Raw genomic sequence first — 15,844 nt, 5'->3', positions numbered from 1 at the left:
GGTTCATGAAGCAAGATATGCGTCAATTGATATTGGAGCAAGTCAAAGAAGGAAAGTTAACGATTGATGAGGCACTCGATAAACTCGAGCGGCTCGAAGCGATCGACGAACGTGCAACTTCTGCCAGTGAACATAAGTACGTCGATGAACCAGAACAATATGATCGGGTCGACCAGTATTCCGTCGATTCGCTGACGACGAAAGTCATGTCAGCGTTCGATAATCTCGTCAGCCGGATCAAGGACAGTGATCTTTCGCTTAATCAGGCGTCCGGTCCGAACGTCACCTACGTCAAACAATTCCCGTTCAGCGGTGAGACCGTGCACGTCGATTTGTTCAATGCGAACTTGGTCGTTGAACCGAGTGATCTCGAAGAATGCGAATTGATAGTGACGGGACGTCCACTCCGCCGCCAACAGGTGACGGAAGAACAGGCGCTTGAGCAACTTCAAGCCGCTGTTCAACACGCGGTCTCAGCAAACACACTCTCGATCCGTTTGAAGGATAAGAGTGTCCGTGCGACAGTCCATCTGAAAGTACCACGCCGTCATTACGAATCATTCGTCTTACAGACGCTGAACGGGGAAATTTCGTTGACGTCACTTGATACGACATCCGCTCAACTGATGACAGCAAACGGTCGAGTCAACGTCCGCGATCTGTTCAGTGAGGATGTCAAAGTATCGACAGCGAACGGTTCGATTGAAATCGAAGAGTCGGAGTTGAAAGTCTTGAAGGCGAAGACAGCCAACGGACAAATCATCACGACAGGTGTCTTCGAACGTTCAGAACTGAAAACAGCGAACGGAAACGTCCGCTGTGAGCTGAAGACCGTACAAAACGCGAAGGTCAAAGCTTCGTCCCTTGCTGGAAGCATCGCTTTGATGTTGCCGCACGGCGCAGAAGTCTACGGTGAGCTTGAGACGAACTTCGGTGGTCTCAACTGCAACCTCGATGACATGGAATTAATCCGGGATCAAAAAGAGATCGTCAACCGGAAGCTCCATTTCGTATCAGGTCGCGGTCGTTCACCAAAAATCGAGGTTGAAGCCGATACGAAGACAGGTACGATTTCGGTCACGCACGGTGTTCACCTCAGCCCACAAGCTTTATAAGCATACTAGCGCAACTTCTTGAAAAAGAGGTTGCGCTTTTCTTATGACGTCGTATCCGCTTTGCATGCTTTCCTCAGGCGAGACACAAGCCGCGGCTACACGAGTAGCCGGGTCTCGTTTGTCTCTGACAGCGCGGATGTCCGCGCTTTTTCCTGTAGGAGTCACGCAAACGGGCAGACGTCAGCTGCATATACAAAAACACCCATCCTTACTGAAAAGGATGGGTGTAGCCTACATCAATAATCGTAATCCTGATCCATCATCGGCTCGTCGAAGTTCATGTTCTCGATATTATTCATATCGTAACCGAACGAGAGTAAGGCAATGACACCGATGATTGCAAGAACGATCGAAACGAGAATCAGACCGATTCCGAGCCAACTCTTTCCGCGTGCGCGATTCCAATAGAAGATGATCGCGAGGACGTAGGAAATGAATGAACCACTGATGAAGATTCCGATGATTGAGATGATAAAGAATAAGAGAGCAGTTTGATCTTGATTACGCGAATACGCTTTCCACATATCAATCAGTGAGATAATGAGATAGACGAAACCAGCAATCGCTAGAACCGCAAATAAGATAATGACTAAAATCAATCCGATACCACCGCCTGACATCACGGCAAAACCTCCTTCAAAATATTAACTCTTTATTCCATTCCCAAGAAATCATGCTTCTAATCCAATTCCATGAATCGAATAAAAATATGGTACAATACTTCAAGTGAAAGGGGCTGACGAAGCGTGCAACCAAAAGTGCGAACAGCTGAAATCGTAAAACAATTCAATCTCCACATCGTCACGGGAGAAGAGGGCTTACATCGTCCGATTCTGACGGCTGATTTGTGCCGACCTGGCCTTGTGCTTGCCGGTTATTATGCCTATTACCCGGCAGAACGTCTCCAGATTCTCGGAAAAACAGAATTGACGTTCTTCAATAATTTAACGTACGAGGAACAACGCGAACGAGCGAACATCCTCTGTACGGATGAAACACCTGGTATCTTGATCACACGTGGATTCGACGTACCGGAAGCGATCATCCAAGCCGCAGACGAGACGAACGTGCCACTGTTGACGACAAAAGGGCATACGACATCGGTCGAGTCACAGATCACGAACTTCCTGGAAGCGGAACTCGCACCAACGACGGCGATGCATGGTGTCCTCGTCGATATCTATGGTGTCGGTGTCTTCATCAAAGGTGCAAGTGGTGTTGGTAAATCGGAAACGGCACTCGAACTCGTTAAGCGGGGTCACCGCCTAGTGGCAGATGACTCAGTTGAGATTCGTCAAACTGGTGACGGGATTCTCGTTGGGACAGCACCTAAGTTGATTCAACATCTGCTTGAGATTCGTGGAATCGGGATCATCGATGTGATGACGTTGTTCGGTGCAGGTGCGGTTCGCTCGCATAAGAAGATCAGCCTCGTCTGTAACCTCGAGATTTGGGATCAATCGAAAGTCTATGACCGCGTCGGTCTGGACCAAGAGACACTCCAAATCATCGATACGGAAATTCCGTTCCTGACGATTCCCGTCCGTCCTGGACGAAACCTCGCTGTCATCATCGAAGTCGCAGCGATGAACTATCGTCTGAAGAACATGGGCATCAACACAGCAGAAGAATTCGCGGGACGTCTCGCGCAAGCAATTGAAGATGGGAATGGTGGTCTTTGATGGGAACTTTAGCCTCTGTACAACCAACGTTTGACCGCGTGGCGATTGAACTCGGTCCTGTACCGATTTACTGGTACGGCATCGTCATCGCACTCGGTGCGGTCGTCGGTCTGTTGATTGCAATCTTCGAGTCGAAGCGGATCGGCTTTAACGAAGAGTATGCGGTCGATGTCGTCATCTGGTCGATTCCGATCAGTATCATCTGTGCCCGGATTTACTACGTCGCGTTCGAGTGGAACTACTATAGTCAACATCTTGACCAAATCATCAATATCCGCCAAGGTGGGATCGCGATTCACGGTGCGATCATCGGTGCGATTTTGACGGTCATTATCTATACGCGTAAGAAAAAGATCTCGTTCTGGCAAATCGCTGATATCTTGGCACCATCCCTCTTGTTCGGACAAGCCGTCGGACGCTGGGGTAACTTCTTCAACCAAGAAGCACACGGTGGCGAAACGACATGGTCGTACTTACAAGATACGCTGCACTTACCGAACTGGATCGTTAACCAGATGTACATCGACGGGACGTACTACCTACCGACGTTTCTCTATGAAAGCATCTGGAACATCATCGGTGTCATTCTGTTGATCGTCTGGCGGATGAAGTTCAATCCACGTCGTGGGTATGTCTTCCTCGGTTACCTCGTGTGGTATTCAATCGGACGCTTTTATATTGAAGGACTCCGGACGGACAGTCTGATGATGGGGGATGGACTCCGGACAGCGCAAATCGTCTCAATCTGTCTGATCATCTTCGGTGTGATCATGATGGTCGTTCGCCGCAACGCCGTTCGTTACTTGGACGGTTCGAAAAAGGAGGCGAAGTAATCGATGATTCGCACGCTACTGTTTGATTTAGATGGCACGTTGATCGACACGAATCCACTGATCTTAAAAAGCTTCGAGCATACGCTTAGTTACTATTATCCGGACCGGACGTTCACGGAAGCGGAACTGCTTCCGTTCATCGGTCCGACGCTAGAAAAATCGTTCTCGGCGATGAATGCAGAACAGTGGAAAGAGATGGTCGCTTTTTACCGTAGCTACAACATCGCGATGCATGACGCGCTCGTGCTCGAGTATCCAGGTGTGCTTGACGGATTGCGTCGTCTGCATGAAGCAGGATACAAGATGGCGGTCGTGACGTCGAAGAGTCGTCGTGTCGCCCTCCGCGGTATCGAGTTGTTCGGATTGACGTCACTCTTTGACGCGGTCATCGCAGCCGATGACGTAACGGAAGAAAAACCAGCCGTCGAGCCGTTCGAAAAAGCGATGCAGTTGCTTGGAGCAACAGCAGACGAAACGATCATGGTCGGTGACAACGATACGGACATTCTCGGTGGTAAGAACGCGGGACTGAAGACAGTCGCGGTCGGTTGGGCGATCAAAGGACGCGCGTACTTAGAGGCACTCGAGCCGGACGTCATCATTGATTCGATGGATCATCTTGCGGCTTGGCTGGAGGAACAAAATGGCGCGGCGAACTGATCGGTTTCAGGTCGGAACGACGAATCCACTCTGGCACATGTACCGGACGGTGTCGTTCTTTAAAGTGATGTGGTGCTTTACGATCATCACGATCGGGCGGTTCGCTCCGTCGCTACGTTTTAAGAACGCGCTCTACCGGACATGTCTTCGAATGAAGATCGGGGAGAAGACGGCACTTGCCTTGATGGTGATGCCGGACACGATGTTCCCGGAGCGGATCACGATTGGTGACAATACGATCATCGGCTTCAATACGACGATTCTCTGTCATGAATATTTGACGACGGAGTATCGTTTAGGTGACGTCGTCATCGGAAGCAACGTCTTGATCGGTGCAAACGTGACAATCCTACCGGGCGTAACGATCGGAGATGGTGCTGTCGTTGGTGCCGGATCGGTCGTTCACCGGGACATTGCGCCGAATGAACGCGTCTCGAGTCAGCCGCTTCGCCGGCACGAAATGTGACAAAACTGTGAGAAGGAAGAAGGAAAAAAGATGACGCACATCCGCTTTACGTATAAGACAGGAAAGTATTTCGGAAGATTATTCGCCGAACGTCCACAAGGTCTCGTCGTTGAGGTGTTGGCTGTTGAGAAGCATCCCGTTCAAGGAGATCTTCACCAACCGAACCAAGTCGATGTTCCACTCTTCCATATCCGGACCGCCTTGCATAAGCACGAAAAGATCACGGTTTCGCCCGCAGTCGTTTATGCGTATGACGGAGAGATTCCCGATTATGCGACGAGCTTACGGCAGGCATATGACAAGGACGTGGCACGTCTTGAAGGACTGAATCCAGAGACGGATGCTTTTGTACGAAAATGCTTAGAGAATTACAAAGAACTGGAATCGATTTATGCAAAACGCTGGGGATGAACTCCGGCGTTTTTTTCTGTTGCATGCCTCCTAGAGATAGGGTATTCTTGTGTCTGCAACTACGAAACCAGTTTACTATTTATGGGGGCTTGAATCATGATGGAATTAACCAAATACAAAGCAGACCCCTTTGCGATAACAGCGCGCCAAGCGGAACTTTTTTATTTCCGCGGACGGAAGGCGCACCGGGAAGGGCGACTGGACGAAGCCGTCTATCATTTAGATGAGGCGACGACACTTCAGCCAGCGGACATCCGTTATTTGCTCCGTTATGCCCGTGTCTTATTCGAGACAGGAGAAATCAATCATGCGAATGATGTCTTGAAACAAGTACGCGCACTCGACGCATCAAATACGGAAGCACTCTTTTATTTAGCGAATAACTACGCACACGTCTCACTTTACGAAGAAGCGCGACAACATGCGATGGAATATTTAGAGCAAGCACCAAACGGCAAACACGCGGAGGCATCGGCCGCACTCGTGGAACTGATTGATCTCGAACAAGAGATGGAAGACGACGAAGAGGATGAATTGATTCGTCTGCACGGTCAGGCACAACGCCAGATCGATAAAGGGATGCTGTTCGCGGCACAGGAGACGTTGACGGGACTGATTGCCCAGTACCCGACGTTCTGGCCTGCCTACAACAACCTCGCGATCGTCGAGTTCTATTTAGGAGAGAATGATCAGGCATTCGCTTCCCTTGAACGGGTCCTTGAAGGGAATCCGGGGAATTTGCATGCCCTCTGTAACACGCTCGTCTTGTTACACGAGATGGGTCAGGACGAAGAGGCGCACCGTCTCTCTCGTCAACTCGAACACGTGCGTTCCGTGCACCTTGAGACACGTTATAAGGTCGCATCAACGCTTGCGATCATCGGACGATACGATATCGCCTATGAAGAGTTGAAGTTGCTCGAGCGTCGCGGATACCGAGGAGACCCACTCTTTGGTCACTGGTTATCAATCTCTGCCTATAAGACAGGACACGTCGAAGAAGCAGCCGCTTTCTTGAAGTCGGACGAAGCACAAGCGTTAAAGGAAGAGACGGATACGTATGACATCCGGCACAACCTGCAGTTTCGCTCGGCACTCATCCAAGCGCTGAAGACGGAAGATGATGTCTCGCGGATTTTCACGGCACTTCTTCTTGGCAAACTGAACGATGCTGAAGCACGGCTTGCATTGTCGATGATGCCAGAAGTGACAGACCAGGAAGATGTCCTCTTATTGACGGAACAGATTGTCATCGAGATGGAAGGACGGACTGATGTCGTGGATGAACGCATTCATCGGGCATTGCAGACAATCCGTCTTGCGGAACGGTTCGTTTCAGACGAAGAACGGATGAGTCTCGAAGGGGATTTTTATGAACGCTTCGCACAGCTCGTCTTAAGTGGGGAATCGTTTGATTCGATTGAAGCATCTGCTGCATCACTGCTTTATCTGTTCCATGATTTACGGGACGGGATGTTGATCGAGGAATGTGCATCACTCGTCGATTGTTCGTTCGATCACGTCGCATCGATGATCCGGACACATGAACGGATGTTGGCACCGCTACAAGCAAAGTGTTAGACGTTTAGGCGATTCTCACCTATACTCAAACTACAACGATTACGATAAATGGGGTGGAATCATGGCGGAAACAGAACAAAAAATTTATGACGTCATCATCATCGGGGCAGGACCTGCTGGGATGACAGCCGCACTTTATGCATCACGTGCGAACCTTTCGACATTGATGATCGAACGCGGGATTCCGGGCGGTCAAATGGCGAACACAGAAGATATCGAAAACTACCCAGGATACGATAGCATCCTCGGACCAGATCTCTCGCAAAAAATGTTCGACCACTCGAAAGCATTCGGCGCAGAATATGCGTACGGAGACGTTCGAAGCATCGAAGACGGTAAAGCATACAAAACGATTCATGCACACAACAAAGATTACTACGCACGGGCGATCATCATCGCGTCTGGTGCACAATATAAGAAAATCGGCGTACCGGGTGAAGAAGAGCTCGGCGGTCGCGGTGTCTCGTACTGTGCTGTCTGTGATGGCGCGTTCTTTAAAGAAAAAGAACTCTTCGTCATCGGTGGAGGCGACTCTGCGGTGGAAGAAGGCGTCTACTTGACACGCTTCGCGAAAAAAGTCACGATCGTACACCGTCGTGACGAGCTCCGCGCTCAAAAGATTCTTCAAAAACGTGCGTTTGACAACCCGAAAATCGACTTCATCTGGAACCATACGGTTAAACAGATTAACGAACAAGACGGGAAAGTCGGCGGCATTGAGCTGATCAACACAAAAACAGCTGACGTCACGACGCATCCGATCGATGGTGTCTTCATCTACATCGGGATGAACCCGATCACAGGCTACGTCCAAGATCTCGGTATCTTGAACGACCAAGGCTACGTCGTGACAAACGAAGCGATGGAAACGAACATCAAAGGAATCTTTGCTGCTGGTGACGTTCGTGAAAAAACACTTCGTCAAGTCGTTACAGCAACAAACGATGGTTCGATTGCCGCACAAAATGCACAGCACTTCATCGAAGCGTTGCTTGAAGAATTACAAGAATCCTCACACGCGTAATAACGAACCAGTTTCATTGAAGGTATCTTCAGTGAAGCTGGCTCTTTTTTTATGATATACTGAGAAAGAAGCGAAAAATACACACGGAACTGTTGTCTGGAGGGCGAAAAGATGGAACAGAATCAACCGCAACTTGTCATCATCACGGGTATGAGTGGGGCTGGAAAGACAGTCGCAATGAACAGCTTTGAGGATTTAGGCTATTTCTGTGTCGACAATCTACCACCGACGTTATTGCCACAACTCATCGAAGTCATCGGACAAGTGCGTCCTAAAATCGCCGTTGCCATCGATACACGTGCGCGTGATTTCATTGATAGTTTTTTTGTCGTTTATGAGGATTTGAAAAAGACGAACTTACAGACTCGGATGCTCTATCTCGATGCGCGTAACGACGTCCTTGTACGCCGTTATAAGGAATCACGTCGTTCCCATCCACTTGCACCAACTGACTCACCACTGATCGGTATTGAACGTGAGCGGACGTTGCTTGAAGGGTTCCGTGATAAAGCACAAATGCTGATCGATACGAGTGACATTAAACCACTTGCCTTAAAAGAACGTTTGCTGAAAGAGTTTACGACAGGAGAGCGGATTCCGTTTACAGTCAACGTCATGTCGTTTGGCTTCAAACATGGCTTACCGCTTGATGCCGATCTTGTCTTTGACCTCCGGTTCTTACCGAACCCGTTCTACATTCCGGAACTGCGTCCAAAGACAGGACTCGATGAGGAAGTGGCGTCCTACGTCATGCAGTGGCCGGAAGCGAAGCTGTTTTATAAAAAACTCGTTGATCTACTCGAGTTCTTGATTCCGCAATATGAGCGGGAAGGAAAGTCGCAACTCGTGATCGCCCTCGGCTGTACAGGCGGGAAACACCGGTCGATCACGTTTGCGGAAGCCATCAGCAAGGAATTCGCGACGCAGTATCACATCGAGACAAATCACCGGGATTATGTGCATGCGAAGGAGGAGAAGTGATGAAATGGGAACGTAAAGTCGTCGCCATTGGTGGCGGGACAGGACTCTCAACGCTTCTTCGTGGACTGAAGCATTACCCGCTCGACATTACAGCGATCGTTACGGTCGCAGATGACGGTGGCAGTTCTGGGCGTCTGCGGACGGAGTTTAATATGTTGCCACCAGGCGATATTCGCAATGTCATCGTCGCCTTGTCGAAATCGGAAACCTTGATGGACCGAATCATGCAGTACCGGTTTGAGACCGGTGAAGGATTGCATGGGCATTCGCTCGGCAACTTGATGCTGACGGCAGCGACACAACTCTGTAACGGTTCGTTCGTCGAAGCGATCGGTGTCATGGGACAACTGTTGAACGCAGAAGGAAAAGTCTATCCGGCGACGGAACGGACGATTACGTTATGTGCCGAGTTCGAGGACGGGACGATCGTCAAAGGCGAGTCACTGATTCCGACGGTCGGTAAGAAGATTGAACGGATTTTCCTTGAAGAACAAGATGTCCGTCCGGTACCGGAAGCGATTCAAGCGATTCTCGATGCTGATGTGATCGTCCTTGGACCAGGAAGTCTTTATACGAGTATCATCCCGAACGTCTTGATTGATGAGATCCGGGAAGCAATTCAGCAATCGCTGGCTCCAGTCGTCTATATTTGTAACGTCATGACACAACCAGGCGAGACGACGGCATTTACAGCCAATGAGCATTTATCGACGCTCGAACGTTTTCTCGGTCAAGGCGTCGTCGATACGATCATCGTCAATAATGAGTCGATCGATGCCGGTTACTTGAAAAAGTATCAAAAGGATCATGCCGACATCGTCACCTATAATGAAAAACAATTCGAGCTCGCAGGCGTTGAAGTGCTTGCAGATGATATCGTCGATTACAATCATCATTTTATTCGCCATGACTCAGATGCCGTCGCAAGCCTCGTCATGCGAAAAGTACTATCGATTCGGCGGATGCGTCAACTCGAAGGGAAGGAGGAGCTGACATGAGCTTTGCCTCAGAAGTCAAAAAAGAATTAACGCAGATTCCAATCACGGATCACGAGATGAAGGCGGAACTCGCGGCGCTTGCCCGGATGAACGGTGCGATCTCGTTCGGGCTCGGACGTGGTCTGACACTTGATATCTCGACTGAAAATGCCTCGATTGCGCGCCGGATTTATTCGCTGTTGAAAAAAGCGTACGGAGTCCATCTCGATTTACTCGTGCGGAAAAAAATGCGTCTGAAAAAGAATAATGTCTATATCGTCCGTGTTAAGCAACAAGCAGACAAGATTTTGCAGGACCTCGGAATTTTAGGGGAAGGGTTCACGATGATTCGTTCAATCAGTGATACGATCTTAAACGACGAACGAAAAGCACGGGCGTATTTACGAGGGGCATTCCTCGCCGGGGGTTCGCTCAACAATCCAGCGACGTCGTCATATCACTTGGAGATTTTCAGCTTATATGAAGAGCATAATGCAGCGCTCCGTGGTCTATCGAACGTCTTTGATTTGAACGCGAAGGCGATTGAACGGAAAAAGGGACACATCCTCTACATCAAGGAGAGCGAGAAGATTTCCGATTTCCTTAAACTCGTCGATGCGACACAATCGATGCTACGGTTCGAGGACGTACGAATCTTAAAAGACATGCGTAACTCGGTCAACCGTCTCGTCAACTGTGAGACGGCGAACCTCAATAAAACGGTCGGTGCGGCATTACGTCAAGTCGAGAACATCAAGTTCCTTGAGCGGACGGTCGGACTCGATGTTTTACCGGATAAGTTGAAGGAGATCGCGATTTTGCGCGTGACACATCAAGACGTCACGTTACAAGAGCTCGGGGAGATGGTCGAAAGCGGCTCCATCTCAAAATCAGGAATCAATCACCGGTTGCGGAAGATTGATCAAATCGCTGAAAAAGTACGGAATGGAGAGTCGATGACAGGGGCCTTATAAGAGGGTCGCTTGCGGGATGAACCATAGTCTACTATAATATATAGTCGATGCAACTAAATGTTCGAATTAAGGAGTTTTTGAAATGGCTAACGAAAAGAAACGTATTTCGCTCACTGTAGACGCGAAGTTTGACGAAGTATTAACGAAAAAAGCAAAATCAATCGGTGTACCGAAAAGCACACTCGTTGCATTCGCAACATCTTTATTCCTGAAACAATTACAAGCAGAAGAAGAGCTTTCGCCACATGCGAACGCAATCTACTCGCTGATTCGTGAAAACCACGACATCGTTTCAGACATCACAGACTTGATCGACTGATCATCGCCCTCTCGTTCTATAAGGAACGGGAGGTTTTTTTATTATGTACGGATGAATGGACAAGACTTCGCTTTTCTATGGATACAAAAAAAGTGCCTCCCGAAGGAGACACTTTAAATGACTTATGCACGTTCCATGACGCGGTCGATGAGACCGTAATCAGCAGCAGCTTGTGCTGACATGAAGTTGTCACGCTCTGTATCGCGTTCGATGACTTCAAGTGGTTGTCCTGTGTTTTCAGCCATGATTTTGTTGAGGTGCTCACGCATTTTGATGATACGCTCCGCATGGATTTTAATATCCGATGCTTGACCTTGTGTGCCACCGAGCGGTTGGTGGATCATGATTTCAGCGTTTGGTAACGCGAAACGTTTTCCTTTTGCGCCTGCTTGGAGCAAGAACGCACCCATCGATGCTGCCATACCGATACAAATCGTTGAGACTTGTGGCTTGATGAAGTTCATTGTATCGTAAATCGCCATACCGGCAGTGATCGAACCACCTGGGCTGTTGATGTAAAGCGAGATTTCTTTATCTGGATCTTCTGCTGCTAAGAACAGAAGTTGGGCAACGACTGAGTTGGCGACGTTGTCGTCAATCGCGCTCCCGAGAAGAATGATGCGGTCTTTTAGCAAACGTGAGTAGATATCGTAAGCACGTTCCCCGCGGTTTGTTTGTTCGATGACTGTTGGAATTAACATAGTCTTTGCCTCCTTATAGTTGGTATGTAGCTTCCTATTCGACTTATCCTTATCATAATCCTTTGGTCAATATTGGTCAAAAGATACGATGCGACTTTTAGGTATTTTTCCATTACAAGGGCAAATGAAACATATCAATATAGAAAAAAGGCAATGCCATTGCTGGCATTGCCTTGTAGTTGAATAAATGGTACACCCGGAGAGATTCGAACTCCCGACACCTGGTACCGGAAACCAGTGCTCTATCCCCTGAGCTACGGGTGCATCTGATGTACTGAACAATTAATAGTATAGCGACATTTTTTCAGAAAAGCAATAGGGAAGCAGGACTTTTCTTTTCTCCGGCGACTCAAAAGGGGTTCAGAGCACGTTTCTTAAAACGTTTCTTCTATAATAAGAAGTGAGGGAGGGGAATCGATGGATCAACGCCAGGAACAGACGCAACAGATGACGTTATCGGCGTCACAACAGTATCAGTTACATGTACTTGAGCAACCAGCAGCTGAGCTCGAGGAGGAATGGCGACGGTTGAAACGACGGTTGCATCGTCATTACCCGAATCAGGTTTCGCTAGAGGTCGAGCAGATGGCAGGACATTTGGCTTCCTACGAAGACGAGCTTCTTGCACAAATACGTTTAGAATCAGTCAGACAGGAAATAGGATATATGGCGGAACAACTCATCGTGTATTTAGAAGCGGACGGTTTATTGCGGACATCGGACGAGCAGCTCGCTGCATCCTTCTCGACCGATGTCGCAACGATTACAGAAGCACGGACACTCTTACAACAATGTGAACCAGTTGGCATCGCTGCCCGCTCGGAGCGCGAGTGCCAATGGTTACAGGCGATCGAGCTTGACGACGCGGAATTGATCGGACTAACGGATCGGTTGCGACATGAACCGGCGAGTCAGGTATTCGCTCAGTACAGTGAGGCGGATCGAGCGCGGTTGCGAAAAAGATTGACACGCCTGAGCCGGACACCGGATCTTCCTAAAGAAGAACGATTGGTCATTGCAGAAGCACGGATTCACCTGTTAGATGGAAAACTTCAGATCGATTGGATGACACTCGATACGGATCAGACGTGGCTCGAACTAAAAGAGGCAACGCCTTTTTTGCGCGCGTACGAACGACGCCGTGTCACGATGCATGCCATCCTCTCAGTTTTGCTTGAGCGACAAGAACGCTGGTTCAAAGGAGAACTGCATCTTGAGCCATTGACGAAAAAACAAGTCGCTGAGGCGACGGGGCATCATCCGTCAACGATTGGTCGAGCGATTGCTGCGAAGTACGTCGAGACGGTCCATGGTCTCGTTGCTCTAGAAGACTTGTTCGTCTCACGGACGACAACCGGAGATTCGAGTTTTTTGATTAAACGGCGGATCGCCGAATACATTCAATACAGCGATCGTCCGTTAAGTGATCAGCAATTGACGGATCGTCTGCAAGCAGACGGTTTGACAGTCGCAAGGCGGACGGTCGCGAAGTACCGGGCAGCGCTTGGTTTAACGAAAAAAACGATGCAGCAAAGGAAGGCGCAATCAGAATGGGATTAAAACGACACAGACACTTAACACTCTATTCACGTCCGGGATGTACGCTATGTGAAGAGGCCGCCATCTTACTCGACTTCGTACTCGATGAGTTTCCGGAATGGACGTTCGAGGAAGTCAACATCGATCAGGATGAAGCGCTCAGTCTACGATTCTTATACGAGATTCCGGTCGTCATGCATGACGAGGAAATCTGGAGTTATGGCAAATTCGAGACGGAAACGATAAGAAACCGCTTACTTCAAAAAACTTGAGAAACGAGACTTGCAAGGCGAGAAATGGACTGTTATGATAACGGTGTACCAAGTGGGACACGTTATGACATGCGGGACAGAAAGCGTCCAGCTACTTGAGAGGAGAGGGAAATACATGATTCGGCAGTTAGTCCAGATCCAAAAACGAATCGTGCCTGATCTGATCGAAGAAATGCAGACACGCTACGACATCCTTCATTATGTACGACTGATGCAACCGATCGGACGACGTACGCTTGCGACGAGCCTTGGCTTGACGGAACGCGTCTTACGGCGGGAAGTCGACTTCTTGAAGCAGCAAGACCTCCTAGAGGTCGCGACGCAGGGGATGTCCTTGACGGATGAAGGACGAAATGTTCTTCGCAGCATGCACAGCATCATGGGAGAACTCGCAGGGATCTCAGACATGGCGAAAGCCTTGAAAGAGAGACTCGGAGTACGTGACGTCGTCATCGTACCGGGTGATTCCGATGAAACCTTCTGGGTACAGCGAGACATGGGGCGGGCAACCGTCGCACGACTCAAACGAGAGCTTTCTTCAGACCATCACAATACGATCGCTGTCACAGGCGGTACAACGATGGCATCCGTCGCGGCGATGATGTCGCCAGACAAGGAACACCGTCCAATGACGTTCGTTCCGGCACGCGGAGGACTGGGAGAAACGCTCGAATTACAAGCGAACACAGTATGCTCACGGATGGCATCACGCGCTCAAAGTGATTATCATCTGCTTCACATCCCGGACATGGTCAGTACAGAGACGTTCGTCAAGATGATCGAAGAGCCGAGCATAAAAAATGTGCTTCAAATGATTAAAGGTGCTTCAATCGTGGTACATGGAATTGGTGAGGCGAAAACGATGGCAAAACGCCGTCGCGCGTCTGAAGATCTCCTGACCCGACTGGAACATGAACAGGCAGTAGCGGAAGCATTCGGATATTACTTCGACCGAGACGGTAACATCGTGCACCGGGTCAAGACAGTTGGTCTCCAACTGGCTGACTTGAAGCAAGTCGAACACGTCATTGTCGTCGCAGGTGGTCATTCGAAGGCAGAAGCGATCAACGCCTATGTCAAACAGTCGCCGGACATCATCCTGATTACGGATGAAGGCGCAGCAGCTTCGATTTTGAAAGGGTAACCCCCTTTTGAATAATAGATAACTCGCTTTACATTAAAAGGAGGAAAATTATCATGGCAGTAAAAGTTGGTATTAACGGATTTGGACGTATCGGACGTTTGGCACTTCGTCAAATTCTTCAATTCGATGGAATCGAAGTAGTCGCGATCAACGACCTTACAGACACTAAAATGCTTGCACACCTTCTCAAATATGATACGACTCAAGGTCGTTTCGACGGCGAAGTTGAAGTACACGACGGTTACTTCCTCGTCAACGGTAAAGAAATCAAAACACTTGCTAACCGCAACCCAGAAGAACTCCCATGGGGCGAGCTCGGTGTTGACATCGTTCTCGAATGTACTGGTTTCTTCACAGACAAAGAAAAAGCTGAGCTTCACTTGAAAGCTGGCGCTAAAAAAGTCGTTATCTCTGCACCTGCAACTGGCGACATGAAAACAGTCGTCTTCAACACGAACCACGAAATCCTTGACGGAACTGAAACAGTTATCTCTGGTGCTTCTTGTACTACAAACTGTCTCGCGCCAATGGCTAAAGTTCTCCAAGATCAGTTCGGAATCGTTGAAGGTCTCATGACTACGATCCACGCTTACACTGGTGACCAAAACACACTCGACGCTCCACACCCTAAAGGTGACTTCCGTCGTGCACGTGCGGCAGCAGCAAACATCGTTCCAAACTCAACTGGTGCTGCAAAAGCAATCGGTCTCGTTCTTCCAGAACTTCAAGGTAAACTTGACGGATCTGCACAACGTGTACCAGTCGCTACAGGTTCACTCACTGAGCTCGTAACTGTACTCGACAAAAAAGTTTCTGTAGAAGAAGTCAACGCAGCAATGAAAGCAGCTGCTAACGAGTCTTACGGTTACACTGAAGACGAAATCGTTTCTTCTGACATCGTTGGTATCTCTTACGGATCACTCTTCGATGCAACACAAACGAAAGTCATGACAGTCGGCGACAAACAACTCGTTAAAACAGTTGCTTGGTATGACAACGAAATGTCTTACACTAGCCAACTCGTTCGTACACTCAAACACTTCGCAGAAATCGCTAAGTAATTCGAGCAATTAAATAGCAATTGAATAAGAGCGGAAACGATATCAGTCTCCGCTCTTATTGCGGAAAAAAGCGGGAGGGGCATTCGCCCCTCACTATACGTAAG

At 48.9% G+C, this 15,844-nt stretch carries 17 protein-coding genes, 1 tRNA gene and 1 pseudogene; 16 read left to right on the top strand and 3 right to left on the bottom strand.

The features are described from left to right. The first annotated feature begins 5 nt into the window (after positions 1-5). Entirely contained in the window at positions 6-1,115 is a 1,110-nt protein-coding gene (locus N179_RS09940; protein WP_075642812.1) for a DUF4097 family beta strand repeat-containing protein, read from the top strand. 236 nt (positions 1,116-1,351) lie between these two features. Here N179_RS09940 and N179_RS09935 read toward each other — a convergent pair whose 3' ends face one another. Beyond that, the gene (locus N179_RS09935; RefSeq protein WP_023469232.1) at positions 1,352-1,735 is read right to left on the bottom strand and encodes a hypothetical protein; all 384 of its coding nucleotides are present in this window, start codon (positions 1,733-1,735) and stop codon (positions 1,352-1,354) included. A gap of 126 nt (positions 1,736-1,861) precedes the next feature. Between N179_RS09935 and hprK the strand changes: the two genes are divergently transcribed. The 11 genes from hprK to N179_RS09880 all read left to right on the top strand — a co-directional run bounded on the left by hprK (position 1,862) and on the right by N179_RS09880 (position 11,023). Continuing rightward, a complete protein-coding gene (gene hprK, locus N179_RS09930) occupies positions 1,862-2,797 on the top strand; it encodes an HPr(Ser) kinase/phosphatase (protein WP_058713327.1) in 936 nt (311 codons plus the stop codon). Continuing rightward, entirely contained in the window at positions 2,797-3,630 is an 834-nt protein-coding gene (lgt, locus tag N179_RS09925; RefSeq protein ID WP_023469230.1) for a prolipoprotein diacylglyceryl transferase, read from the top strand. The genes hprK and lgt overlap by 1 nt, the downstream gene beginning before the upstream one ends. A 3-nt stretch (positions 3,631-3,633) precedes the next feature. Next, complete coding sequence (ppaX, locus tag N179_RS09920; RefSeq protein WP_035396294.1) at positions 3,634-4,290, top strand: pyrophosphatase PpaX; 657 nt, start codon at positions 3,634-3,636, stop codon at positions 4,288-4,290. After that, entirely contained in the window at positions 4,274-4,756 is a 483-nt protein-coding gene (locus N179_RS09915; RefSeq protein WP_035396297.1) for an acyltransferase, read from the top strand. Before ppaX ends, N179_RS09915 begins: the two co-directional genes overlap by 17 nt. 30 nt (positions 4,757-4,786) lie before the next feature. Further along, positions 4,787-5,167, top strand: coding sequence for a sporulation phosphorelay system protein KapB (kapB, locus tag N179_RS09910; protein WP_023469227.1), 381 nt, complete (start codon positions 4,787-4,789; stop codon positions 5,165-5,167). A gap of 96 nt (positions 5,168-5,263) precedes the next feature. Beyond that, the gene (locus N179_RS09905) at positions 5,264-6,748 is read left to right on the top strand and encodes a tetratricopeptide repeat protein (protein WP_035396300.1); all 1,485 of its coding nucleotides are present in this window, start codon (positions 5,264-5,266) and stop codon (positions 6,746-6,748) included. 61 nt (positions 6,749-6,809) lie between these two features. Further along, positions 6,810-7,772 carry a thioredoxin-disulfide reductase gene (gene trxB, locus N179_RS09900; RefSeq protein WP_023469225.1) on the top strand — a complete coding sequence of 321 codons (963 nt, stop codon included), beginning with the start codon at positions 6,810-6,812 and terminating at the stop codon, positions 7,770-7,772. Positions 7,773-7,883: 111 nt separating this feature from the next. Then, complete coding sequence (rapZ, locus tag N179_RS09895) at positions 7,884-8,753, top strand: RNase adapter RapZ (RefSeq protein WP_055968920.1); 870 nt, start codon at positions 7,884-7,886, stop codon at positions 8,751-8,753. Next, positions 8,753-9,751, top strand: coding sequence for a gluconeogenesis factor YvcK family protein (locus tag N179_RS09890; RefSeq protein WP_055968917.1), 999 nt, complete (start codon positions 8,753-8,755; stop codon positions 9,749-9,751). Before rapZ ends, N179_RS09890 begins: the two co-directional genes overlap by 1 nt. Beyond that, positions 9,748-10,704 carry a DNA-binding protein WhiA gene (gene whiA / locus N179_RS09885; protein WP_023469222.1) on the top strand — a complete coding sequence of 319 codons (957 nt, stop codon included), beginning with the start codon at positions 9,748-9,750 and terminating at the stop codon, positions 10,702-10,704. The genes N179_RS09890 and whiA overlap by 4 nt, the downstream gene beginning before the upstream one ends. Positions 10,705-10,786: 82 nt before the next feature. Next, the gene (locus N179_RS09880) at positions 10,787-11,023 is read left to right on the top strand and encodes a hypothetical protein (protein ID WP_023469221.1); all 237 of its coding nucleotides are present in this window, start codon (positions 10,787-10,789) and stop codon (positions 11,021-11,023) included. Between the two features lie 122 nt (positions 11,024-11,145). Here the strand turns inward: N179_RS09880 and clpP are convergent. Both clpP and N179_RS09870 read right to left on the bottom strand, forming a co-directional pair. After that, a pseudogene (gene clpP / locus N179_RS09875) lies at positions 11,146-11,730 on the bottom strand (ATP-dependent Clp endopeptidase proteolytic subunit ClpP); the annotation flags it as partial. Between the two features lie 182 nt (positions 11,731-11,912). After that, positions 11,913-11,988 (bottom strand) — tRNA-Arg (locus N179_RS09870). Positions 11,989-12,141: 153 nt separating this feature from the next. Between N179_RS09870 and N179_RS09865 the strand changes: the two genes are divergently transcribed. The 4 genes from N179_RS09865 to gap all read left to right on the top strand — a co-directional run bounded on the left by N179_RS09865 (position 12,142) and on the right by gap (position 15,740). Beyond that, positions 12,142-13,284: an RNA polymerase factor sigma-54 gene (locus N179_RS09865; protein ID WP_075642811.1), complete on the top strand. Its 1,143-nt coding sequence runs from the start codon at positions 12,142-12,144 to the stop codon at positions 13,282-13,284. Continuing rightward, complete coding sequence (locus tag N179_RS09860) at positions 13,275-13,535, top strand: glutaredoxin family protein (protein ID WP_023469219.1); 261 nt, start codon at positions 13,275-13,277, stop codon at positions 13,533-13,535. The genes N179_RS09865 and N179_RS09860 overlap by 10 nt, the downstream gene beginning before the upstream one ends. Before the next feature lie 115 nt (positions 13,536-13,650). Next, positions 13,651-14,679 (top strand): sugar-binding transcriptional regulator, encoded by a 1,029-nt coding sequence (locus N179_RS09855; RefSeq protein ID WP_023469218.1) that lies wholly within the window; start codon positions 13,651-13,653, stop codon positions 14,677-14,679. A 53-nt stretch (positions 14,680-14,732) separates the two neighbouring features. Continuing rightward, positions 14,733-15,740, top strand: coding sequence for a type I glyceraldehyde-3-phosphate dehydrogenase (gap, locus tag N179_RS09850; protein ID WP_023469217.1), 1,008 nt, complete (start codon positions 14,733-14,735; stop codon positions 15,738-15,740). Positions 15,741-15,844 lie beyond the last annotated feature (104 nt).

It is taken from the genome of Exiguobacterium indicum HHS 31 (genome assembly GCF_001939065.1).
GTDB classification, from domain to species: Bacteria; Bacillota; Bacilli; order Exiguobacteriales; family Exiguobacteriaceae; genus Exiguobacterium_A; species Exiguobacterium_A indicum.
The sequence above is the reverse complement of the archived record's forward strand: the minus strand, read 5'-3'. Positions and strand labels throughout refer to the sequence as shown.

What these genes read in the sequence shown, in the direction of transcription:
- ppaX (WP_035396294.1), top strand. Translation starts at nt 3,634, where the DNA reads ATGATTCGCACGCTACTGTTTGATTTAGATGGCACGTTGATCGACACG.
- N179_RS09915 (WP_035396297.1), top strand. Translation starts at nt 4,274, where the DNA reads ATGGCGCGGCGAACTGATCGGTTTCAGGTCGGAACGACGAATCCACTC.
- lgt (WP_023469230.1), top strand. Translation starts at nt 2,797, where the DNA reads ATGGGAACTTTAGCCTCTGTACAACCAACGTTTGACCGCGTGGCGATT.
- N179_RS09905 (WP_035396300.1), top strand. Translation starts at nt 5,264, where the DNA reads ATGATGGAATTAACCAAATACAAAGCAGACCCCTTTGCGATAACAGCG.
- N179_RS09855 (WP_023469218.1), top strand. Translation starts at nt 13,651, where the DNA reads ATGATTCGGCAGTTAGTCCAGATCCAAAAACGAATCGTGCCTGATCTG.
- N179_RS09865 (WP_075642811.1), top strand. Translation starts at nt 12,142, where the DNA reads ATGGATCAACGCCAGGAACAGACGCAACAGATGACGTTATCGGCGTCA.
- N179_RS09890 (WP_055968917.1), top strand. Translation starts at nt 8,753, where the DNA reads ATGAAATGGGAACGTAAAGTCGTCGCCATTGGTGGCGGGACAGGACTC.
- rapZ (WP_055968920.1), top strand. Translation starts at nt 7,884, where the DNA reads ATGGAACAGAATCAACCGCAACTTGTCATCATCACGGGTATGAGTGGG.
- trxB (WP_023469225.1), top strand. Translation starts at nt 6,810, where the DNA reads ATGGCGGAAACAGAACAAAAAATTTATGACGTCATCATCATCGGGGCA.
- N179_RS09935 (WP_023469232.1), bottom strand. Translation starts at nt 1,735, where the DNA reads ATGTCAGGCGGTGGTATCGGATTGATTTTAGTCATTATCTTATTTGCG.
- gap (WP_023469217.1), top strand. Translation starts at nt 14,733, where the DNA reads ATGGCAGTAAAAGTTGGTATTAACGGATTTGGACGTATCGGACGTTTG.
- whiA (WP_023469222.1), top strand. Translation starts at nt 9,748, where the DNA reads ATGAGCTTTGCCTCAGAAGTCAAAAAAGAATTAACGCAGATTCCAATC.
- N179_RS09940 (WP_075642812.1), top strand. Translation starts at nt 6, where the DNA reads ATGAAGCAAGATATGCGTCAATTGATATTGGAGCAAGTCAAAGAAGGA.
- N179_RS09880 (WP_023469221.1), top strand. Translation starts at nt 10,787, where the DNA reads ATGGCTAACGAAAAGAAACGTATTTCGCTCACTGTAGACGCGAAGTTT.
- kapB (WP_023469227.1), top strand. Translation starts at nt 4,787, where the DNA reads ATGACGCACATCCGCTTTACGTATAAGACAGGAAAGTATTTCGGAAGA.
- N179_RS09860 (WP_023469219.1), top strand. Translation starts at nt 13,275, where the DNA reads ATGGGATTAAAACGACACAGACACTTAACACTCTATTCACGTCCGGGA.